15 protein-coding genes and 1 pseudogene are annotated in these 17476 nt (G+C 71.4%); 10 read left to right on the top strand and 6 right to left on the bottom strand.

Features of this window, described 5'->3' with window-relative positions; genetic code table 11:
• Positions 1–23 precede the first annotated feature (23 nt).
• Entirely contained in the window at positions 24–764 is a 741-nt protein-coding gene (locus tag AB0I98_RS24800; RefSeq protein WP_362945210.1) for a glucose 1-dehydrogenase, read from the top strand.
• A gap of 20 nt (positions 765–784) precedes the next feature.
• Here the strand turns inward: AB0I98_RS24800 and AB0I98_RS24795 are convergent, their stop codons facing one another.
• Together AB0I98_RS24795 and AB0I98_RS24790 are read right to left on the bottom strand one after the other, a co-directional pair.
• Positions 785–964, bottom strand: coding sequence for a hypothetical protein (locus tag AB0I98_RS24795; protein WP_210571033.1), 180 nt, complete (start codon positions 962–964; stop codon positions 785–787).
• 102 nt (positions 965–1066) lie between these two features.
• Positions 1067–1942: an undecaprenyl-diphosphate phosphatase gene (locus AB0I98_RS24790; RefSeq protein ID WP_362945208.1), complete on the bottom strand. Its 876-nt coding sequence runs from the start codon at positions 1940–1942 to the stop codon at positions 1067–1069.
• Positions 1943–2203: 261 nt separating this feature from the next.
• Here AB0I98_RS24790 and AB0I98_RS24785 point away from each other — a divergent pair, with 261 nt between their 5' ends.
• Together AB0I98_RS24785 and AB0I98_RS24780 are read left to right on the top strand one after the other, a co-directional pair.
• Entirely contained in the window at positions 2204–3382 is a 1179-nt protein-coding gene (locus AB0I98_RS24785; RefSeq protein ID WP_362945206.1) for a Gfo/Idh/MocA family oxidoreductase, read from the top strand.
• On the top strand, positions 3379–4305 hold the full coding sequence (locus AB0I98_RS24780; RefSeq protein WP_362945204.1) for a PmoA family protein: 927 nt from the start codon (positions 3379–3381) through the stop codon (positions 4303–4305). Before AB0I98_RS24785 ends, AB0I98_RS24780 begins: the two co-directional genes overlap by 4 nt.
• Positions 4306–4326: 21 nt before the next feature.
• On the opposite strand, the gene AB0I98_RS24775 is transcribed toward AB0I98_RS24780, so the two are convergent.
• Positions 4327–4752 carry a helix-turn-helix domain-containing protein gene (locus AB0I98_RS24775; protein ID WP_362945354.1) on the bottom strand — a complete coding sequence of 142 codons (426 nt, stop codon included), beginning with the start codon at positions 4750–4752 and terminating at the stop codon, positions 4327–4329.
• Between AB0I98_RS24775 and AB0I98_RS24770 the strand changes: the two are divergent.
• A pseudogene (locus AB0I98_RS24770) lies at positions 4657–5871 on the top strand (thiolase family protein); the annotation flags it as partial. The gene AB0I98_RS24775 and the pseudogene AB0I98_RS24770 overlap by 96 nt on opposite strands.
• 10 nt (positions 5872–5881) lie before the next feature.
• Here the strand turns inward: AB0I98_RS24770 and AB0I98_RS24765 are convergent.
• Positions 5882–6649, bottom strand: a complete 768-nt coding sequence (locus AB0I98_RS24765; RefSeq protein WP_362945202.1) for a TVP38/TMEM64 family protein — start codon at positions 6647–6649, stop codon at positions 5882–5884.
• A 49-nt stretch (positions 6650–6698) separates the two neighbouring features.
• Between AB0I98_RS24765 and AB0I98_RS24760 the strand changes: the two genes are divergently transcribed.
• The 3 genes from AB0I98_RS24760 to AB0I98_RS24750 all read left to right on the top strand — a co-directional run bounded on the left by AB0I98_RS24760 (position 6699) and on the right by AB0I98_RS24750 (position 9830).
• Positions 6699–7421: a DNA alkylation repair protein gene (locus AB0I98_RS24760; RefSeq protein ID WP_362945200.1), complete on the top strand. Its 723-nt coding sequence runs from the start codon at positions 6699–6701 to the stop codon at positions 7419–7421.
• Positions 7422–7712: 291 nt separating this feature from the next.
• Positions 7713–8882 (top strand): elongation factor Tu, encoded by a 1170-nt coding sequence (gene tuf, locus AB0I98_RS24755; RefSeq protein ID WP_362945198.1) that lies wholly within the window; start codon positions 7713–7715, stop codon positions 8880–8882.
• 156 nt (positions 8883–9038) lie between these two features.
• Positions 9039–9830: a fused MFS/spermidine synthase gene (locus AB0I98_RS24750; RefSeq protein WP_362945352.1), complete on the top strand. Its 792-nt coding sequence runs from the start codon at positions 9039–9041 to the stop codon at positions 9828–9830.
• Here AB0I98_RS24750 and AB0I98_RS24745 read toward each other — a convergent pair.
• A complete protein-coding gene (locus AB0I98_RS24745; RefSeq protein ID WP_362945196.1) occupies positions 9792–11105 on the bottom strand; it encodes an MFS transporter in 1314 nt (437 codons plus the stop codon). The two genes, AB0I98_RS24750 and AB0I98_RS24745, sit on opposite strands and share 39 nt — an antisense overlap.
• 135 nt (positions 11106–11240) lie before the next feature.
• Between AB0I98_RS24745 and AB0I98_RS24740 the strand changes: the two genes are divergently transcribed.
• From AB0I98_RS24740 to AB0I98_RS24730, 3 genes are all read left to right on the top strand, one after another.
• Entirely contained in the window at positions 11241–11678 is a 438-nt protein-coding gene (locus tag AB0I98_RS24740; RefSeq protein ID WP_362945350.1) for a DUF4442 domain-containing protein, read from the top strand.
• A gap of 337 nt (positions 11679–12015) precedes the next feature.
• Positions 12016–13755 (top strand): RICIN domain-containing protein, encoded by a 1740-nt coding sequence (locus AB0I98_RS24735; RefSeq protein WP_362945194.1) that lies wholly within the window; start codon positions 12016–12018, stop codon positions 13753–13755.
• A 207-nt stretch (positions 13756–13962) separates the two neighbouring features.
• Positions 13963–16440 carry a beta-glucosidase gene (locus AB0I98_RS24730; protein ID WP_362945192.1) on the top strand — a complete coding sequence of 826 codons (2478 nt, stop codon included), beginning with the start codon at positions 13963–13965 and terminating at the stop codon, positions 16438–16440.
• 42 nt (positions 16441–16482) lie between these two features.
• On the opposite strand, the gene AB0I98_RS24725 is transcribed toward AB0I98_RS24730, so the two are convergent.
• The gene (locus tag AB0I98_RS24725; RefSeq protein ID WP_362945348.1) at positions 16483–17367 is read right to left on the bottom strand and encodes a helix-turn-helix transcriptional regulator; all 885 of its coding nucleotides are present in this window, start codon (positions 17365–17367) and stop codon (positions 16483–16485) included.
• Positions 17368–17476: the final 109 nt, after the last annotated feature.

The raw sequence follows: 17476 nt of genomic DNA, 5'->3' as shown, positions 1-17476 counted from the left end.
GTGAGCGAGCCAGGAGGTACCGAATGAGCCGTCCCGTCACCGTGGTCACCGGCGGCAGCCGGGGCATCGGCGCCGCGACCTGTCTGCGGCTCGCGGCGGAGGGGCACGACGTCGTGGTGGGGTACGTCCGGGCCGCCGAGGCCGCCGAGGCGGTGGCCGACGGGGTGCGGAAGGCCGGCGGGCGGTCGGTGCCGGTGCGGGTGGACACGTCGGTCGAGGCGGATGTGGCGCGGCTCTTCGAGGTGGCTCAGGAGCGACTCGGTCCGGTGACGGGGCTGGTGAACAACGCCGCGGTGACCGGCCCACTGGGGCGGCTCGCGGACACGGACCCCGCGGTCCTGCGGCGCGTCGTCGACGTCAACCTGCTGGGCGCGCTGCTGTGTTCGCGCCGGGCGGCACAGCTGATGATGGCGCGGGGGAGCGGCGTGATCGTGAACGTCTCGTCGGCCGCCGCGACTCTCGGCAGCCCCGGCGAGTATGTGCACTACGCGGCGACCAAGGCGGCCGTTGACGCCCTGACCCTGGGCCTGGCCAAGGAACTCGGCCCTGACGGCATCCGCGTCAACGCCGTGGCCCCCGGCGTGATCGACACGGAGATACACACGACCATGGGCGACCCGGATCGTCCCCGGCGCGCGGCTGCCACGATCCCGCTGCGCCGTCCGGGACAGGCCGAGGAGATCGCGGCGGCGGTGGCGTGGCTGCTGTCACCGGACGCGTCCTACGCGACGGGGGCGGTGCTGCGGGTTTCGGGCGGAATGTGACCTGCCGGTTCGCCGAACGCTCAGGCCGCCTCGATCACATCGCCACGGATCGCGGCGGCCCACTCGACCACCAACAGCTCGTATTCCGCGCGCTCCTCGGCCGACAGTGAGCCGCCCGCGCGCATCCACAGCGCGCGGATCTGCTCATTCACCTCGGCGGCAGACCGTAAGGAACCAGAGGACACGGATTCGCGGGGCATGCGGGCAAGCCTAGGGGCAAGCACTGACACTGCGCTACCGAACCGCTACTCATTCCGTATGCGGTTGGTCACGGGTGCCGGGAGTGCCTCGGCCTCGCTGGCTCAGCCCGCGGACTCCGCCGCGTGCGGGCTCAGGACGCCTGCCGTCACGAGTATGACGATCACGATGCCGAGCGCTATGCGGTACCAGACGAACGGCATGAAGCTCTTGGTCGAGATGAACTTCATGAACCACGCAATGACGACATATCCGGTCACGAACGCGATCACCGTCGCGAAGGCTGTCGGCCCCCAGGAGACGTGGTCGGTCTCCATCGCGTCCTTGAGCTCGAAGAGGCCGGAGGCGAGCACGGCGGGGATGGCGAGGAGGAACGAGTAGCGGGCCGCGGCCTCGCGCTGGTAGCCCATGAAGAGGCCGCCACTGATCGTCGCGCCGGAGCGGGAGACCCCGGGGATGAGGGCCGCGGCCTGGCAGACGCCGAATATCAGGCCGTCCTTCACGTTCAGGTCCGTGAGCTGCTTGCGCTCCTTGGCGGCGCGATGCCGGCCGCCGTTCTCGTCGCGCGCCGCCAGCCGGTCGGCGACGCCGATGACGACGCCGATCACGATGAGCATGGTCGCCGTGATCCGCAGATCGCGGAACGGCCCCTCGATGTGGTCCTTGAGTGTGACGCCGAGCACGCCGATCGGGATCGAGCCGACGATCACCAGCCAGCCCATCTGCGCGTCGTGATCCTTGCGCAGGGCCTTGTTGGTGAGCGACCGCGACCAAGCCGAGATGATCCGCCCGATGTCCTTGCGGAAGTAGATCAGCACCGCAGCCTCCGTGCCGATCTGAGTGATCGCGGTGAAGGCCGCGCCCGGGTCCTCCCAGCCCGAGAAGGCCGCCGTCAGCCGCAGATGCGCGCTGGACGAGACGGGCAGAAACTCGGTCAGCCCCTGGACGAGCCCGAGGATGAGGGATTCAAACCAAGACATGAAGTTACGGAGTCCAAGTGCTGATCGGGCCGGAACGACGGGAGCCCCCAGCCGCCGGGTGCGGTGATCACAGGTGTCGGGGGGAAGCGTAGCGTCCCGGGCCGACAGGCCTGGCACAGGGGCGTCGCAGCCGGGCGGTGGCACCGGGTTCGACGGTGTTGACCTGCGGCGGGGGCGGCGCTTACGTTGCAGCGGTAGAGAAAGCGCTTGCTGGCTCCCTGGGGAGTCCTGCTCGTCCCCGGAGGAGTGCTGATCACGTCCATGCCCGCATCCGAGTCCGAACCAGGGACGTATCGTCCGCACTCCGCCCCGCTCGCCGGCCGCCGTATCAAGGTCGCCGTCGTCGGCACCGGCGCGATCGCCCGTGACTCGCATCTGCCCGCGCTGGCCCGGCTCGCCGAGGAGGGGGAGGTCGAGGTCGTCGCCGCCGTGGACATCGACGCCGCCTCGGCCGAGGCCTGCTGCGCGGAGAGCGGCATTCCGCACGCGTACACCGACCTGGACCGGATGCTGGGTGAGCAGCGGCCCGACCTGGTCACCATCTGCACCCCGCCCACGCTCCACCGCGACCAGACAATCGCCGCCCTGCGCGCCGGAGCCTGGGTGTGGTGCGAGAAGCCGCCCGTGCCGACGCTGGCCGACTTCGACGCCGTCGAGGCCGCGGAGGGCGAGGACGGTGGGCCGTACGCCGCCATCGTCTTCCAGCACCGCTTCGGCTCGGGCTCCCGGCATGTACGACGGCTGCTCGCCGAGCAGGCGTTGGGGCGGCCGCTGGTCGCGCACTGCCAGACCACCTGGTATCGCGACACCGCTTACTACGCGGTGCCCTGGCGCGGGCGCTGGCATACCGAGGGCGGCGGGCCGGCCATGGGACACGGGATCCATCAGATGGACCTGCTGCTTGATCTGCTCGGCCCGTGGAGCGAGGTCCGGGCGATGGCCGGACGGCTGGTGCACGACGTGGAGACGGAGGACGTCTCCACCGCCCTGGTCCGCTTCGAGAACGGTGCGCTGGCGACCGTCGTCAACAGCGTCCTGTCGCCCGACGAGGTAAGCCGCATCCGCATCGACTGCGCCCGCGCCACCGTCGAGCTGACACACCTCTACGGCCACAGCAACGCCCACTGGCGCATCACCCCGGCGTCCGACGTGCCCGCCGAACTGGCCGCGCAGTGGCAGGACTTCGGTCAGGACGTGCCCAGTTCGCATCTCGCGCAGCTGAGGGAGCTGGTCGCGAGCATGCGGGCCGGACAGCGACCGCGCAGCAGCGGCGCGGACGGGCGGACGAGCCTGGAGCTGATCGCCGCGCTCTACAAGTCGGCGTTCACGGACGCGACGGTGAAGGCGGGCGAGATCGGCCCGGGTGACCCGTACTACGCGGCGATGCACGGCGGCGCTCCCGGCTGGGCCCCCGTCGTCGGCGAGGGGGTGTCCGCGTGACCGGGCTGCGCATCACGCACGTGTACGGCGACCGCATCACCGTGACCGAGCCGGTGACCGGTGTGGAACTGCTCGCCTATGTCTACCGGCCGGAGGCGGCCTGGGAGGCGCCGAGGCCGTACGTCCATCCGCTGCGGACCCTCGAGGGCGACGTCGTCACCGACTACCGGCCCAACGACCACCGCTGGCACAAGGGCCTGTCGCTCACGGCGTCGCATCTGTCCGGGGCGAATCTGTGGGGCGGCAACACCTATGTGCACGGCGAGGGCTATCTCGAACTCCCGGAGCGGGTCGGGTCGATGGCGCACGTCGGCTTCGACGAGATCTCCTCGGACGGCGACCGGCTCGTCATCGCGGAACGGCTGACCTGGCACCCGTACGACGGTGAGCTGTGGGCCGAGGAGGAGCGCCGGATCGAGGTGCACGACGTCGATCCGGGCGCGGGGTCCTGGGCGCTGACCTGGACGACCGCGGTCACCAACCGGCGTGACGAGCCGCTGCGATTCGGCAGCCCGACCACCGCCGGGCGTGAACTGGCGGGCTATACGGGCCTGTTCTGGCGCGGCCCGCGCGCCTTCCGGGACGGGCGGATCATCGGGCCGGACGGCGAGGGCCCGGAGCTGATGGGCACCCAGGCACCCTGGCTCGCCCTCTCCGGCGAACACGACGGCACCGACGGCCACGCCACCCTCGTTTTCGAGCACGCCCCCGAGAACGACCACCTCGGCGACCGAGGGGCCCACCCCGCCCACTGGTTCGTCCGCAACGAACCCTTCGCCGGTGTCGCCCCCTCATGGGCCTTCTTCGACGAACTGGAACTCGCGCCCGGCGACACCCTCACCCGCCGCTACCGGGTCGTCGTGGCCGACGGAGTTTGGGAGCGGGACGAGGTCGCCAAGTACCTGGAGGCACACCCCTGGTGAAGACAGCGGCCTGTTGAAGGCTTACGCCGCAGTCGGCCCCGACACCGTCCAGCCGGGCGTCTGCGGATGGGCCGTCAGGTCCTCGTGGTGCACCGCGCCGGCGCAGGCGGTGCAGGTGACGACGGGGACCAGTTCGTTGCCGCAGATGTGCTCGATCACCATGGGGCGGTCGTCGTCTTCACGGAGATGGCGGTCGCCCCACGCCATGAGCGTGATCAGGACCGGCTCCAGCTCGAGCCCCGCCTGCGTCGGCCGGTACTCGAAACGCTGCGGGCGCTCGCTGTAGGCCCGCTTCGTCAGGATCCCCGCGTCCACGAGGCGGCGCAGCCGGGTGGCCAGGATGTCGCGCGGGGCGCCGATGTTGCGTACGAGTTGGTCGAAGCGGCCGTTGCCCAGGCACACCTCCCGCAGGACGAGCAGCGAGTACTTCTCACCGACGAGCGCCAGGGTGTCGGCGATGGAGCAGGGGCGGGCGTCTTTCATGGCGGCCATGACGCCAGTCTGCGCACCCTTGTCGCCCGCTCCGGCGTCGACCCGGCGCTGATCGACGACGTGATCGGCGGCACCGTCGACCAGGTTGGCGAGCAGGCCATGAACACCACCCGCTACGCCGCTCTGTCCGCCGGCTTCCCGGAGACCGTCCCGGCGACCACCGTGGACCGCCAGTGCGGCTCCTCCCAGCAGGCCGTGCACTTCGCGGCCCAGGGCGTCATCTCGGGCGCGTACGACCTCGTCGTCGCCTGCGGTGTCGAGTCGATGAGCCGGGTGCCGATGTGGTCGAACGTCCCGCCCGGCACCGACCCCTTCGGCCCCGGCATCGCCGAGCGCTACCCCGAGGGGCTCGTCCCGCAGGGCATCAGCGCCGAACTGATCGCCGCCAAGTGGTCGATCACCCGCGAGCAGATGGACACCTTCGCGGTCTCCTCCCACCGCAAGGCCGCCGCGGCCTGGGACGCCGGCCTGTTCGACGCCGAGGTCGCGCCTCTGGACGACGTCACACGTGACGAGTGCGTCCGTCCGTCCAGCACCCCCGAGATCCTGGCCGGCCTCAAGCCCGCCTACCACGACCCGGCGTTCGCCGAGCGCTTCCCGCAGATCGAGTGGAACGTCACCGCGGGCAACGCCAGCCCCATCAACGACGGCGCCTCCGCCGTGCTCATCACTTCCAGCGAGACCGCCGCCCGACTCGGCCTGCGCCCGCTGGCCCGGCTGCACAGCTTCGCCGTCACCGGCTCCGACCCGATCCTCATGCTCACCGGCGTGATCCCGGCCACGGAGAAGGTGCTGCGCAAGGCGTCGCTCTCCCTCGACGACATCGACCTGTTCGAGGTCAACGAGGCGTTCTCCAGCGTCGTACTGGCCTGGCAGCAGGAGACCGGCGCCGACCTCGCCAAGGTCAATGTGCACGGCGGCGCGATCGCCATCGGCCACCCGCTCGGGGCGAGCGGCACCCGCCTGACGACCACGCTGGTCCATGCGATGCGGGAACGCGGCGCACGGTATGCCCTGCAGACGATGTGCGAGGCGGGCGGGCTCGCCAACGCGATGGTCATCGAGTCGGTCTGACCCGACCGGTTCAGCGGCGGCGCAGGTGGTGGCGCTTGCGCCAGGCCAGCACCGCGCCCCCGAGAGCCGGCAGCGCTATGGCGGCCACCGCGATCAGGAACACCGGAGACGTCGGCGCCCCGGCCCGGGCGCCGGCGACGACGTACGCGGTGACGTTGGGCATCGAACCGAGCGCCGTGGCGAGCAGGAACGGGAAGTAGCCCATGCGGGAGACGGAGGCGGCGTAGTTCGCGGCCCAGAACGGCACCCCGGGGAACAGCCGCACCGCCAGCATCGACCGGAAACCGTGCTTGCTGAACTGCCTGTCCGCCGCGTTGAGCAACCGGCCGCGCAGCAGCGGGCGCAGGGCGTCCTGGCCGAGCATCCGGCCGAGCGCGAAGGAGATCGCGGCCCCGATCACCGTGCCGGTCATGGCGGCGACCAGGCCCAGGGCCGAGCCGAAGAGCGCACCGGCCGCGAGGTTCAGCAGCGGCCGCGGCACGAACGCCACGGTGACCAGGCCGTACGCCACCGCGAAGATCACCACCGCCGTGGGACCGCCGATCTGTGGCGGCCAGCCCTGCGCCATGAGCTTCTGGGGCTCGAAGAGCAGCACCGACGCCCCGCCCGCCGCAAGCAGGGCGACGAGCAGGGACAGGCGCGACCACGGCGACAGCAGCACTCTGGTGCAGCGCGTGGCGAAGCCCCCCGGAGCGGGTACGGCGGCGAGCTCCGTGGCGCCGGCCGGCGGAGCGGCCGTGGGTGCGGTGCCCCCAGAGCGGGTGGTGGCATCGAGCATTCGGCGACACTAACCGACGGAGGTGTGTGATCGCCGTATGGTTCGTCTCATGGGCGTCACAGGAGGGGGAACAACAAATGTACCCCGCAGCGATGTTGCCGACACCGTCCTGAAGCGACTCACCGCCACCTATGCCGCCGCGGCCGACCCGGAACGCGCCGTGGCCATGCGGGCGTACATGAAGGACGTCGCCCCCTTCCTCGGCCTCGGCACACCGGAGCGGCGCGCCCTGTCCCGCATCGTCCTGGAGGGCGTGCCCCGCCCCGACGAGACCGACTGCACCGCGATCGCCCTGCGCTGCTGGCAACTGCCCGAGCGGGAGTACCATTACTTCGCCGTCGACTATCTGCGCCGCCACGTCGGCCGCTGTTCCTCGGGGTTCCTGCCGGTGGCCCGGCACTTGGTGAGCACCGTCCCGTGGTGGGACACCGTCGACGCACTCGCCTCCCACGTAGTGGGAGGCCTGGTCGCCGCAGACCCGAAGCTGAAGACCGAGATGGACGCCTGGATCGCCGCCGACGACCTGTGGATCGCCCGCACGGCCCTCCTCCACCAGCTGCGCTACAAGGAACGCACCGACACCGAGCGCCTCTTCGCCTACTGCCTGCGTCAGTCGGGCCACCAGGACTTCTTCATCCGCAAGGCGATCGGCTGGTGCCTGCGCGAGTACGCCAAGACCGACCCGGAGGCCGTACGAGCCTTCCTGGCCCGGGAGCAGGGGAGGCTCGCGCCGCTGTCGGTGCGGGAGGCGCTGAAGAACATCGGAGCCTGAACTCGGCTGCCCCGACTCCTCTGCCCCCTCCTCTGCCCCGATAAATCATTCGACGTCGGGCAAAGCGTCGGCAATGATCGGAGCCATGTTCCGGTACGCCTTCGTCGTTGCAGCATCCGCAGTCGCGGATGCTCCGAAGGCTGCCGTCGCCATCTTCCTGGCCGCCGCCGACGGCGCCCGAAGCTGACCCTCTCCGGATCGTCCGGCGGACCCCGCAGGGGGAGGGTCGGCAAGTCCTTGGGGTCCCCGCTCTCCACACAGAGGCTTCACGACAGACTTCGAGGTACAGCCATGTCCAAGACGGCATACGTGCGCACCAAACCGCATCTGAACATCGGCACGATGGGCCACGTAGACCACGGCAAGACCACCCTGACCGCCGCCATCACCAAGGTCCTCGCCGACCGCGGCGCCGCGTCCTTCGTCCCGTTCGACCGGATCGACCGGGCGCCGGAGGAGGCCGCCCGCGGCATCACCATCAACATCGCGCACGTCGAATACGAGACCGACACCCGGCACTACGCGCACGTGGACATGCCGGGCCACGCCGACTACGTCAAGAACATGGTCACCGGGGCCGCGCAGCTCGACGGGGCGATCCTCGTCGTCTCCGCGCTCGACGGGATCATGCCGCAGACCGCCGAACACGTGCTGCTCGCCCGGCAGGTGGGCGTCGACCACATCGTCGTCGCCCTGAACAAGGCCGACGCGGGCGACGAGGAGCTGACCGACCTGGTCGAGCTGGAGGTCCGTGACCTGCTCTCCCGGCACGGGTACGGCGGTGACGCGGCGCCTGTCGTACGGGTCTCCGGGCTGAAGGCGCTGGAGGGCGACCCGCGCTGGACGGCGTCCGTGGAGGCGCTTCTGGACGCCGTGGACACGTATGTGCCCATGCCGGAGCGGTACTTGGACGCGCCGTTCCTGTTGTCCGTCGAGAACGTGCTCACCATCACCGGCCGGGGGACGGTGGTGACGGGCGCCGTCGAGCGGGGCACGGTCCGGGTGGGCGACCGGGTCGAAGTGCTCGGCGCCTCCGTCGACACCGTGGTCACCGGCCTGGAGACCTTCGGCAAGCCGATGGAGGAGGCGCAGGCCGGGGACAGCGTGGCGCTGTTGCTGCGGGGAGTCGCCCGCGATGTGGTCCGGCGCGGACATGTCGTGGCCGCACCCGGCAGCGTGGTGCCCAGTCGTCGGTTCTCGGCGCAGGTGTACGTCCTGTCGGCGCGCGAGGGTGGGCGTACGACGCCTGTCTCCTCCGGATACCGGCCTCAGTTCTATATCCGTACGGCGGATGTGGTGGGGGACATCGACCTCGGTGAGGTGGGTGTCGCGCGGCCTGGGGAGACGGTCACGATGACCGTCGAGCTCGGGCGCGAGGTGCCGTTGGAGCCTGGGCTCGGGTTCGCCATCCGTGAGGGCGGACGGACCGTTGGGGCGGGGACCGTTACGGCCCTTGTGTGAGGGTGGCACAGGTGTGAGGGGGGCTGCGGGGCCGTTGTGGCTGGTCGCGCAGTTCCCCGCGCCCCTATCGGGGCGCTTCAGCCCGGGCACAATGGGGTCGTGAACGACGAGCCCATACCCGTTACCAGGACGGTCGACCACGGCATCGCCAAGCTCATGCCCGATGTCGACCGGAAGCGGGCCTGGCTGCTCACCGTCGACGGGGCGCCGCAGTCGTACGTCGATCTGGACGAGCCGACGCATCTGGAGTTCGAGTACGCGCGGCGGCTCGGGCATGTCCTGGACACGGTTGCCGAACCGGGGAGTCCGCTGGACGTCCTGCACCTCGGTGGGGGAGCGCTCACCCTGCCCCGGTATGTGGCGGCCACGCGGCCCGGTTCCCGGCAGGACGTCGTGGAGGCCGACCGGGCGCTGCTGGAGCTGGTCGGCGAGCAGCTTCCGCTCCCGGACGGGGCCGGCATCGCCCTGCACGCCGCGGACGCGCGTGCGTGGCTGGCGGAGGCGCCCGCCGGGTCGGCGGACGTCATCGTCGCGGACGTCTTCGGCGGCTCACGCGTGCCGGCGCATCTGACGTCGGTCGCCTACGCCGCGGAGGCCGACCGGGTGCTGCGAGCAGACGGCGTCTATCTCGCCAACCTCGCCGATGCCACGCCCTTCACCTTCCTGCGCTCCCAACTCGCCACCTTCGCCACGGTGTTCCAGGAGCTGGCGCTGATCGCCGAACCGGCGGTGCTGCGCGGCCGGCGCTTCGGGAACGCGGTGCTCGTCGCCGCGCACCATCCCGTCGACATCGGCGCGCTGGCCCGGCTCACCGCCGCCGACGCCTTCCCGGCCCGCGTCGAACACGGGCTCGCCCTGCGGCACTTCACGGGCGCCGCGCGTCCGGTCGGGGACGAGGAGGCCGTGCCGTCACCCGAGCCCCCCGACGGGGCGTTCGGCATCGGCTGAGCCGTTGTCCGCACCCGGCGCCCCCTTGGCCACGGGCGTGGAGGTGCGGCGCAGATTCCGTACGTCCGGCACGCACAGCGCCGCCGCGGTCACCACGACGACCAGCGCCGAGCATCCCCACAGCGCGCTCGTCCGCCCGACCCCCTCCTCCGCCGGACCGGCCAGCGCCGTCGCCAGCGGCACCAGGGCGACCGAGCCGAACCAGTCGTAGGCGGCGACCCGCGACAGCTTGTCCTCGGGGATCTCCTGATGGAGCGCGGTCATCCAGGACACCCCGAAGACCTCCAGCGTCACCCCGGTCACGAACATCACCGCGCACAGCGCGGCGACCGGCACCGGCACGGCGAGGGCGGCGGAGGGCAGGGCAAGGGGGAAGACGCAGAGGGTGCCGGCGAGGAGCAGACGGCGTGGCTTCCAGCGGGTCATCAGGAGTGCGCCGGCCACCGTGCCCGCGCCGAAGCAGCCCAGTGCCAGACCCCAGGGGCCCGCCCCGCCCAGGTGGTCCCGGGCGACGAGGGGGCCGTAGACCGCTTCGGCCGCGGCGACGACGGCGTTCGCGACGGAGAACTGCACGACGACGGCCCACAGCCACGGCCGGCCGGTGAATTCCCGCCAGCCTTCCCGGAGATCGGCGAGGAGTCCGCCGCCCGGCTCGCGCGGCGGGATGTGTCCGACGTCGAGGAAGGACCTGAGCGATGCGGCGACCGCGAAGGCGGCGGCGTCGGCCGCGAGGACCCAGCCGGGACCGATCGCGGCGACCATCGCGCCGCCGAGGGCGGCGCCGCCCACCGCCGCCCCCTGCATCGCCATCCGGAAGACCGCGAACGCGCGGCTCGCCTGCTCCCCGCTGACCGTGGACAGCAGCATGCCCTCCGCGGCCGGGCTGAAGAACGCCTGACCGGTGCCGCCCAGTGCGGTCAGCAGCATCATCTGCCACAGCTGCGGCTCGCCGGCGAGGACCAGCACGGCGAACGCGCCCTGCGAGACGACGTTGAGGGCGTTCGCCGCGACCATGACGCGATGCCGGGGCAGCCGGTCCGCGACGGCGCCGCCGATCAGCAGGAAGAGCACCAGCGGCAGCGTGCGGGCGGCGGCCACCAGGCCCACGTCACCGCCGTCGCCGCCGGTCTCGATCACGGCGAACGCGGCGGCGATCAGCGCGCCGTGACTGCCCAGGTTCGTGACGACCGCGGCGGCGGTCAGCAGGCTGTAGTTGCGGCTCGCCCACTCGGGCCTGCGAGGGCGGCGGGCGCGGGATTCGGCGGCGGAGGTCACCGGCCGACTATCCCCGTCCCGGCCCCGAGTTGCCAAACCCGTTTCCGGTCGTCAGGGACGTGGTAACTCCGGCCACAGAGATCTGGTCAGCGTGGGCTACTCGTGGGTAACATGCTGGTCATGAGCGCAGACCAGATGTCGATCGGCGAACTGCTCGCCGCCACGGTGCCGATGGTTCGGACCCTGCACCTGGAGTACCTGGAGACCACTCCGGAGAAGGCCGTGCTGGCCCTCCCGGACCAGAGCGAGTACCGCAATCACGTCGGCGGTCCGCACGCCGGAGCGATGTTCACCCTCGGCGAGTCGGCGAGCGGCGCGATCGTCCTGGCCGCCTTCGGGGACCAGCTCTCGCGCGCCGTACCCCTTCCGGTCACCGCCGAGATCGCCTTCAAGAAGATCGCGCTCGGACCGGTCAGGGCCACCGCGACGCTCGGCCGCCCGGCCGCCGACATCGTCGCCGAACTCGACGCGGGCAAGCGCCCGGAGTTCCCAGTGACCGTCGCCATTCAGCGCGAGGACGGCGCCGTCACCGGCGAGATGATCGTGGTGTGGACGCTCCGGCCCAATGGCTGAACGCCGGCAGTGAAGACGAAGGCCCCGGGCGCGTCCCGGGGCCTTCGTCATGGAGATTTCGTGTGCCAACCGGCTTTGGACGCACACAACTTGACGGCCACCGTCCGGCATTTGTTCGAATGCGGGTGCGGATACCGCTGGTAACAGTTTGAATTTCTCGCTTTTTGAACATCGGTCACTCGAACTTCTTGTTTCCTGTCAGGCGCTTGTGCGAAAGTGAGCATCCCGCGAGAAGGTAAAGGTCAGGATTCTTTCTCCGGTCTGCACCAATCAGGCGCCTGCTTTCCGACGGACGTCATTCGCATTGCCGTCCAGCGGCTTGGAAGGAAATGGTTCAGTGCAATCTCCCTACCCCCCACGGCCCCCGTACCCGCCGCGGCCCGGAGTGAGCCAGGGGGAGTCCGACCGCAATCTCGTCGCCCAGTTGAACGGACCCGACGGCGGCGGCCGTGCCGTCGCGCTGCTGCTGACCCGGCACTGGCGGGCGACATACGACTACGCAGTCATCTGCCTGGCCTCCGCGGAGAGTTCGGCGGCGATGGTGGCCACCGCCGCGTTCCATCGGGTGCTCGGCCGGCCCGCCGGCGGTGCGCTGCGGCCCCGCCTCCTCGCTGCCGTACGGGACACGGTCAAGGAGTGGGCCGCCGAGGAGACCATTTCCACGGTGCTGCCCGAACTCCGCAAACCGACCGGCGGTCGCGGACTGCTTGCGGCGCGCTCCGCGACGCCCGAAAGACGGCGGCTCGCCGAGCACGCTTTCCGAGCCCTTCCGGGGGCCTCGCAATGCCTGCTCTGGCACACCGAGGCCGAGGCCGACCCCATATCCGTACCAGCTGGTCTGTTGGGGGTGGATTCGGGCACCGCGACAGCTGCTCTCGAGCAGGTTCGGGAGCAATTCCGAGCGGGCTGTGTGCGCGCCCACCGGGAACTCGCGCCCTCTGCGGAATGCCGCTTCTACAACCGCCTCCTCGATGTCCCGATTCGCCGCGGCGGGGCACTGCTGCCGGATGTCCGACGTCATCTGACGGAGTGCCGGTACTGCCGTCACGCCGCCGAGCAGCTGAGTCATTTCGAGGGCGGTCTGGAAGTGCTGCTCGCCGAAACGGTGCTCGGCTGGGGCGCGGTCCGCTATCTCGACTCACGGCCCGGCCGCGGTGGGTCCCGGGAACTGCCCGCCGCACGCGCCTTCGCCCGTCCGAGAAGCGGCGGACGCCATCGTCCCGCACCCGCCGGCCTCCTCGCCCCGGCCCGACGGCACAAGAAGGCCGTCGTCGTCGGAGTCGGCCTGACCTCCCTCGCGCTGCTGGCCACCGTGCTCACCGCCAAGGGCTGGTCCGAAGACAACGGTGTCCCCGGCGCGCAGGCCACCTGGGGTGTGCCCAGCGGCAGTTCCGGCCGGCCGAGCGCGGCGTCCCAGCCGTCGTCCGCCTCCGCGCAGCGGCCGTCGGAGATCGGCCACGGCAGGTTCCGCAACCCGGCTGCCGACGCGTGCCTCGATGTCCGCGACGGCCGGGTGGAGCCTGGTACGGCGGCCGTACTGGCGGCCTGTTCGTCCGCCGGGTCGCAGCAGTGGTCGTACCAGAACGACGGTCTGTTGCGCAGCCTCGCCGATCCGACCCTCTGCCTCGGCTCCGACGCCGACCGGGGAGCGGTCGCGCTGTCCGGCTGCGTGGTGCACGAGGGGCAGGTGCAGTACGACCTGACCGTGCACGGCGAGCTGCTGCTCCGCTGGCGCAACGGGCAGGCCGTCGCACCCGGTCCGGGCAAGGACGTGGTCGTCACCGACCGGGACGGATCCCCGGAACAGAGGTGGGTGCTCAAACCGGGCGGCGACGCACCCGAGGAGTCCAGTGCCCCCGAGCCGGAGGTGCGGAAGGCTCCGGACCGGCCCTCGGAGCAGGGCCCGGACGATCCGCCCGAGCAGTACCAGACGCGTTCCGTCCAGGCCGGGGCCGAACCGGAGGCCGAGGCACCGGGAGCGCGAGCCGGCGATCTTCCGGTCCAGGGTCGTGTCCTGTACGCGGCATCGGCAGCGACCGAGTCGGTCGTCGCGACTCTTGGAGCCGCTCTCCACTGATCGCGGGGTCACCCCGCCCGGGGGGTGACCCCGTCTTGATTGACACGAGTCACCTTCGCACACAGTTTTCCCGTCGCTCCCGTGGTGTCTAACGGAGTGTCAAGTCGGTTCTGGCGCATAGTGCGTTCCGAGGGCGAATGCAGCCACGGGCGCTCGGCGCGTCCGCGGTCACACCGTCGTGCCCGCACACCGAAGGAGTGACGGCCCATGACCGATACCGTCTCCCGGCGATCCACGCTGCGTCTGCTGGGCGCCGCGATCGCCGTCGCCACGGCGGCCTCCGGCGGACTCACCCCGCCGTCGCGCGCCCACGCGCAGGGCAAGCCCGGTGCGGGGGCCGCACCCCGCGTCGAGGCGCTCATCGCCAAGCTCACCCTCGACGAGAAGATCTCCCTGCTGCACGGCGCCACCGACCCCGCCACACTCGGCCAGGCGGGCTACGTCCCCGGAGTGAAACGCCTCGGCATCCCGCCACTGCGCCTCGCCGACGGCCCGGCCGGAGTCCGCGTCACTCAGCATGCCACCGCCCTGCCCGCCCCCGTCCTGCTGGCCTCCGCCTTCGATCCGGCCCTCGCCCGCCGCTACGGACAGGTCATCGGACGCGAGGGCCGCGCCCTCGGCCAGGACGTCCTGCTGTCCCCGATGGTCAACCTGATCCGCACCCCGTACGCGGGCCGCAACTTCGAGACCTTCAGCGAGGACCCGCTGCTCTCCTCCGACCTGGTCGCCGCCGAGATCGAGGGCATCCAGGGCGAGGGACTCATCGCGACCGTCAAGCACTTCGCGATGAACAACCAGGAGAAGGACCGCACCACCGTCGATGTGCTGGTCGACGAGCAGACCATGCACGAGACCGAACTGCGCCCCTTCGAAGCGGCCGTGCAGGCCGGCACCGGCGCGGTCATGGGCGCCTACAACAAGGTCAACGGCACCTACGCCTGCGAGAACAAGGCCCTCCTCACCGACATCCTGCGCACCCGGTGGGGCTTCGACGGCTGGGTGATGACGGACTGGCGGGCCGCGCACAGCACCGCCAAAGCCCTCACCGCCGGGCTCGACATGGAGATGCCGGCAGACGTCTATTTCGGCGAGGCCCTCAAGAAGGCCGCACAGAACCGCAGCGTGCCCGAGCAGCACATCGACCAGGCGGTACGCCGCATCCTCACCGTGATGGACCGCTTCGGCCTGCTCGACGGCAGCGCCCCGACCCGCCCCGGCCGGAACGCCAAGGCAGGCGCGGCCGTCGCCCTGGAGGTCGCCAAGGCGGGCGCGACCCTGCTGCACAACGAGCGCGGCACCCTCCCGCTGACCGCCGGGGACATCGCGGTGATCGGCCCGACCGGCGAACTGCCCTTCGTCAGCGGCGGCGGCAGCGCCCATGTCGTCCCCGACCGCGCCGACAGCCCCCTCGACGCGATCCGGGTGCGCGCCGGACGAGCAGGGAGGGTGAGGTACGCGCTCGGCGAGGACCTCTACGGCAGACCGCTCCCGGCGTCGGCGCTCTCACCCGGCTTCAAGAGCGAGGGCCAGGGCGTCGGTGCCGGGAAGACGTGGACGTACGACGGAGAGCTGACAGTCGCCGACACCGATGAATGGACCTTCGTCATCCACTACTCGGGCGCGGCCGATCTCCGCCCCAAGGTCCTCGTCGACGGCAAGGAACTCTTCCCGGTCAAGCCCGGCTACGGCGAATGGTTCAGCGGCGGCCTCATCTACACCGCGCCCGACCAGCTGTCCGTGCGCCGCACGACCCTGCAGCTCACCAAGGGCAAGCACACCCTGAAGATCACCGCGCGGGGCGGGAACACCGGCCAGCTGTTCCGGCTGCGGCACACCACCGGCGCGATCCGCACGCAGGACGTCGCCGAGGCGGTACGGGCCGCACGCGCCGCCCGGCATGTCGTCCTGTTCGCCTACGAGGACGCCACCGAGGGCCAGGACCGCACCACCATCACGCTCCCCGGCCACCAGAACGATCTGATCGACGCGGTGACCTCGGCGAACCCGCGCACCACCGTCGTCCTCAACACCTCGTCCGCCACGTCGATGCCATGGCTCACGCGCACCGGCGCCGTGCTCCAGATGTACTACCCGGGCCAGGAGGGCGCCGCCGCCACCGCCGCCGTCCTGTTCGGCGACTGCGACCCCGGCGGCCGGCTCACCCAGACCTTCCCCGTCGACGACGACCACCATCCCGTCGCCCGCAACGCCGCCCGCTACCCCGGTGTCGGCGGCCGTGAGGAGTACACGGAGGGCATCCACCTCGGCTACCGCTGGTACGAGGCTGAGGGCGTGCCGCCCCTGTTCCCCTTCGGGCACGGGCTGTCGTACACCTCCTTCTCCTACGAGGACCTGTCCGTGCGCCCCGCCGCCCGCGGGCTCGACGTGACCTTCACCGTCCGCAACACGGGCCGGCGCGCCGGTGTCGCCGTGCCGCAGGTGTACGTCGGGAAGTCGCCCGACCTCCAACTCGACCAGGCGGTACGGGTGCTGGGCGCCTATCGGCGGCTCTCTCTGCTCCCGGGCGAACAGCGCCGCGTCACCGTGCACGTCGCCGCCCGCACCCTCTCCTCGTGGGACCCGAACCGCCATGACTGGGCACTCGGCACGGGCTTGCGCGTGGTGTGGGTCGGGGCGTCGGCCCGGGATCTGCGGCTGCGGGGACTCGGAGAGGTGCGCGGATAGGGCGTCCGCGCACACGCACCGGGGGCGTTCGTACGGCGGCTCTCAGGACCGCACGGTCGCGGCGGCGCCCTCGGTCGCCGCGGCCGTGGCACCGGCCAACAGGCGCAGCGCGGCCTCGGAGGGGGTGCCGGGTTCCGCGGTGTAGGCGATCAGCCGCTGGCCTGAACTGCCCGGGATGACGAGGTTCTCGAAGCTGAGGTCCATCGCGCCGACCAGCGGATGGCGCACGTGCTTCACGCCCGAGGTGCAGGTGCGCACCGGATGCCGGGCCCACAGGGCGGCGAACTCGCGGCAGTTCATGGAGAGTTGGCCGATCAGCTCGGCCAGCGCGCGGTCGTCCGGGTGCCGTCCGGCGACCAGCCGAAGCGAGGCGACGCCCAGCTGCGCCTCGTCGTGCCAATCGGTGAACAGCGCGCGGTACTGCTCGTCCAGGAAGAGCATCCGGGTCAGGTTGGGGCGGGCCGCCGGAGTGTCGGGGCTGTCGGGCGCCAGGTGCCCGGCGAGCAGTGCGTGGCCCAGACGGTTCCAGGCGAGGACGTCGTTGCGCCGGTCCAGGACGAGCGCGGGCACGTCGGTCATGGCCGCGAGCAGCTGCCGTGCCGAGTGTCCGGCGTGCGGCACCCGTGGAGCTGCGGGGCGGCGTGCGGATGTGGGCCGGGCGAGGTTCTTGAGGTGGGCGGTCTCGTCCGCGGTGAGACGCAGGGTGCGCGCGATGGCGTTCAGGACCGAGTCCGAGGCGCCCAGGGCGCGGCCCTGTTCCAGCCGGGTGTAGTGCGTGATGCTGACGCCCGCCAGCATGGCCAGCTCCTCGCGGCGCAACCCCGGGACGCGTCGGCGGGACGGCTGCGGGGCGATGCCGACGTCCTCGGGACGCAGGGCGGCACGGCGGGACTTGAGAAAGTCCCCCAGCTCGGACGGGGCGTCCATCCATGCCTCCCGGGTGGTGGGCCGCTTCGTCCCCATGATGCCAACGATGCCCGGCCTCCGGATGCCACGAGGGTGGTCATGCGATGACTACCCTCGCGCTTGCTGCCCG

Origin of the sequence: Streptomyces sp. NPDC050211 (genome assembly GCF_040656035.1) — a bacterium.
Lineage (GTDB): Bacteria > Actinomycetota > Actinomycetes > Streptomycetales > Streptomycetaceae > Streptomyces.
Note: the sequence above shows the minus strand (reverse complement) of the source record. Positions and strands in the feature narration are given on the sequence as shown.

What these genes read in the sequence shown, in the direction of transcription:
- AB0I98_RS24750 (WP_362945352.1), top strand. Translation starts at nt 9,039, where the DNA reads ATGCCCGATGTCGACCGGAAGCGGGCCTGGCTGCTCACCGTCGACGGG.
- AB0I98_RS24790 (WP_362945208.1), bottom strand. Translation starts at nt 1,942, where the DNA reads ATGTCTTGGTTTGAATCCCTCATCCTCGGGCTCGTCCAGGGGCTGACC.
- AB0I98_RS24765 (WP_362945202.1), bottom strand. Translation starts at nt 6,649, where the DNA reads ATGCTCGATGCCACCACCCGCTCTGGGGGCACCGCACCCACGGCCGCT.
- AB0I98_RS24725 (WP_362945348.1), bottom strand. Translation starts at nt 17,367, where the DNA reads ATGGACGCCCCGTCCGAGCTGGGGGACTTTCTCAAGTCCCGCCGTGCC.
- AB0I98_RS24795 (WP_210571033.1), bottom strand. Translation starts at nt 964, where the DNA reads ATGCCCCGCGAATCCGTGTCCTCTGGTTCCTTACGGTCTGCCGCCGAG.
- AB0I98_RS24760 (WP_362945200.1), top strand. Translation starts at nt 6,699, where the DNA reads ATGGGCGTCACAGGAGGGGGAACAACAAATGTACCCCGCAGCGATGTT.
- AB0I98_RS24740 (WP_362945350.1), top strand. Translation starts at nt 11,241, where the DNA reads ATGTCGATCGGCGAACTGCTCGCCGCCACGGTGCCGATGGTTCGGACC.
- AB0I98_RS24730 (WP_362945192.1), top strand. Translation starts at nt 13,963, where the DNA reads ATGACCGATACCGTCTCCCGGCGATCCACGCTGCGTCTGCTGGGCGCC.
- AB0I98_RS24800 (WP_362945210.1), top strand. Translation starts at nt 24, where the DNA reads ATGAGCCGTCCCGTCACCGTGGTCACCGGCGGCAGCCGGGGCATCGGC.
- tuf (WP_362945198.1), top strand. Translation starts at nt 7,713, where the DNA reads ATGTCCAAGACGGCATACGTGCGCACCAAACCGCATCTGAACATCGGC.
- AB0I98_RS24785 (WP_362945206.1), top strand. Translation starts at nt 2,204, where the DNA reads ATGCCCGCATCCGAGTCCGAACCAGGGACGTATCGTCCGCACTCCGCC.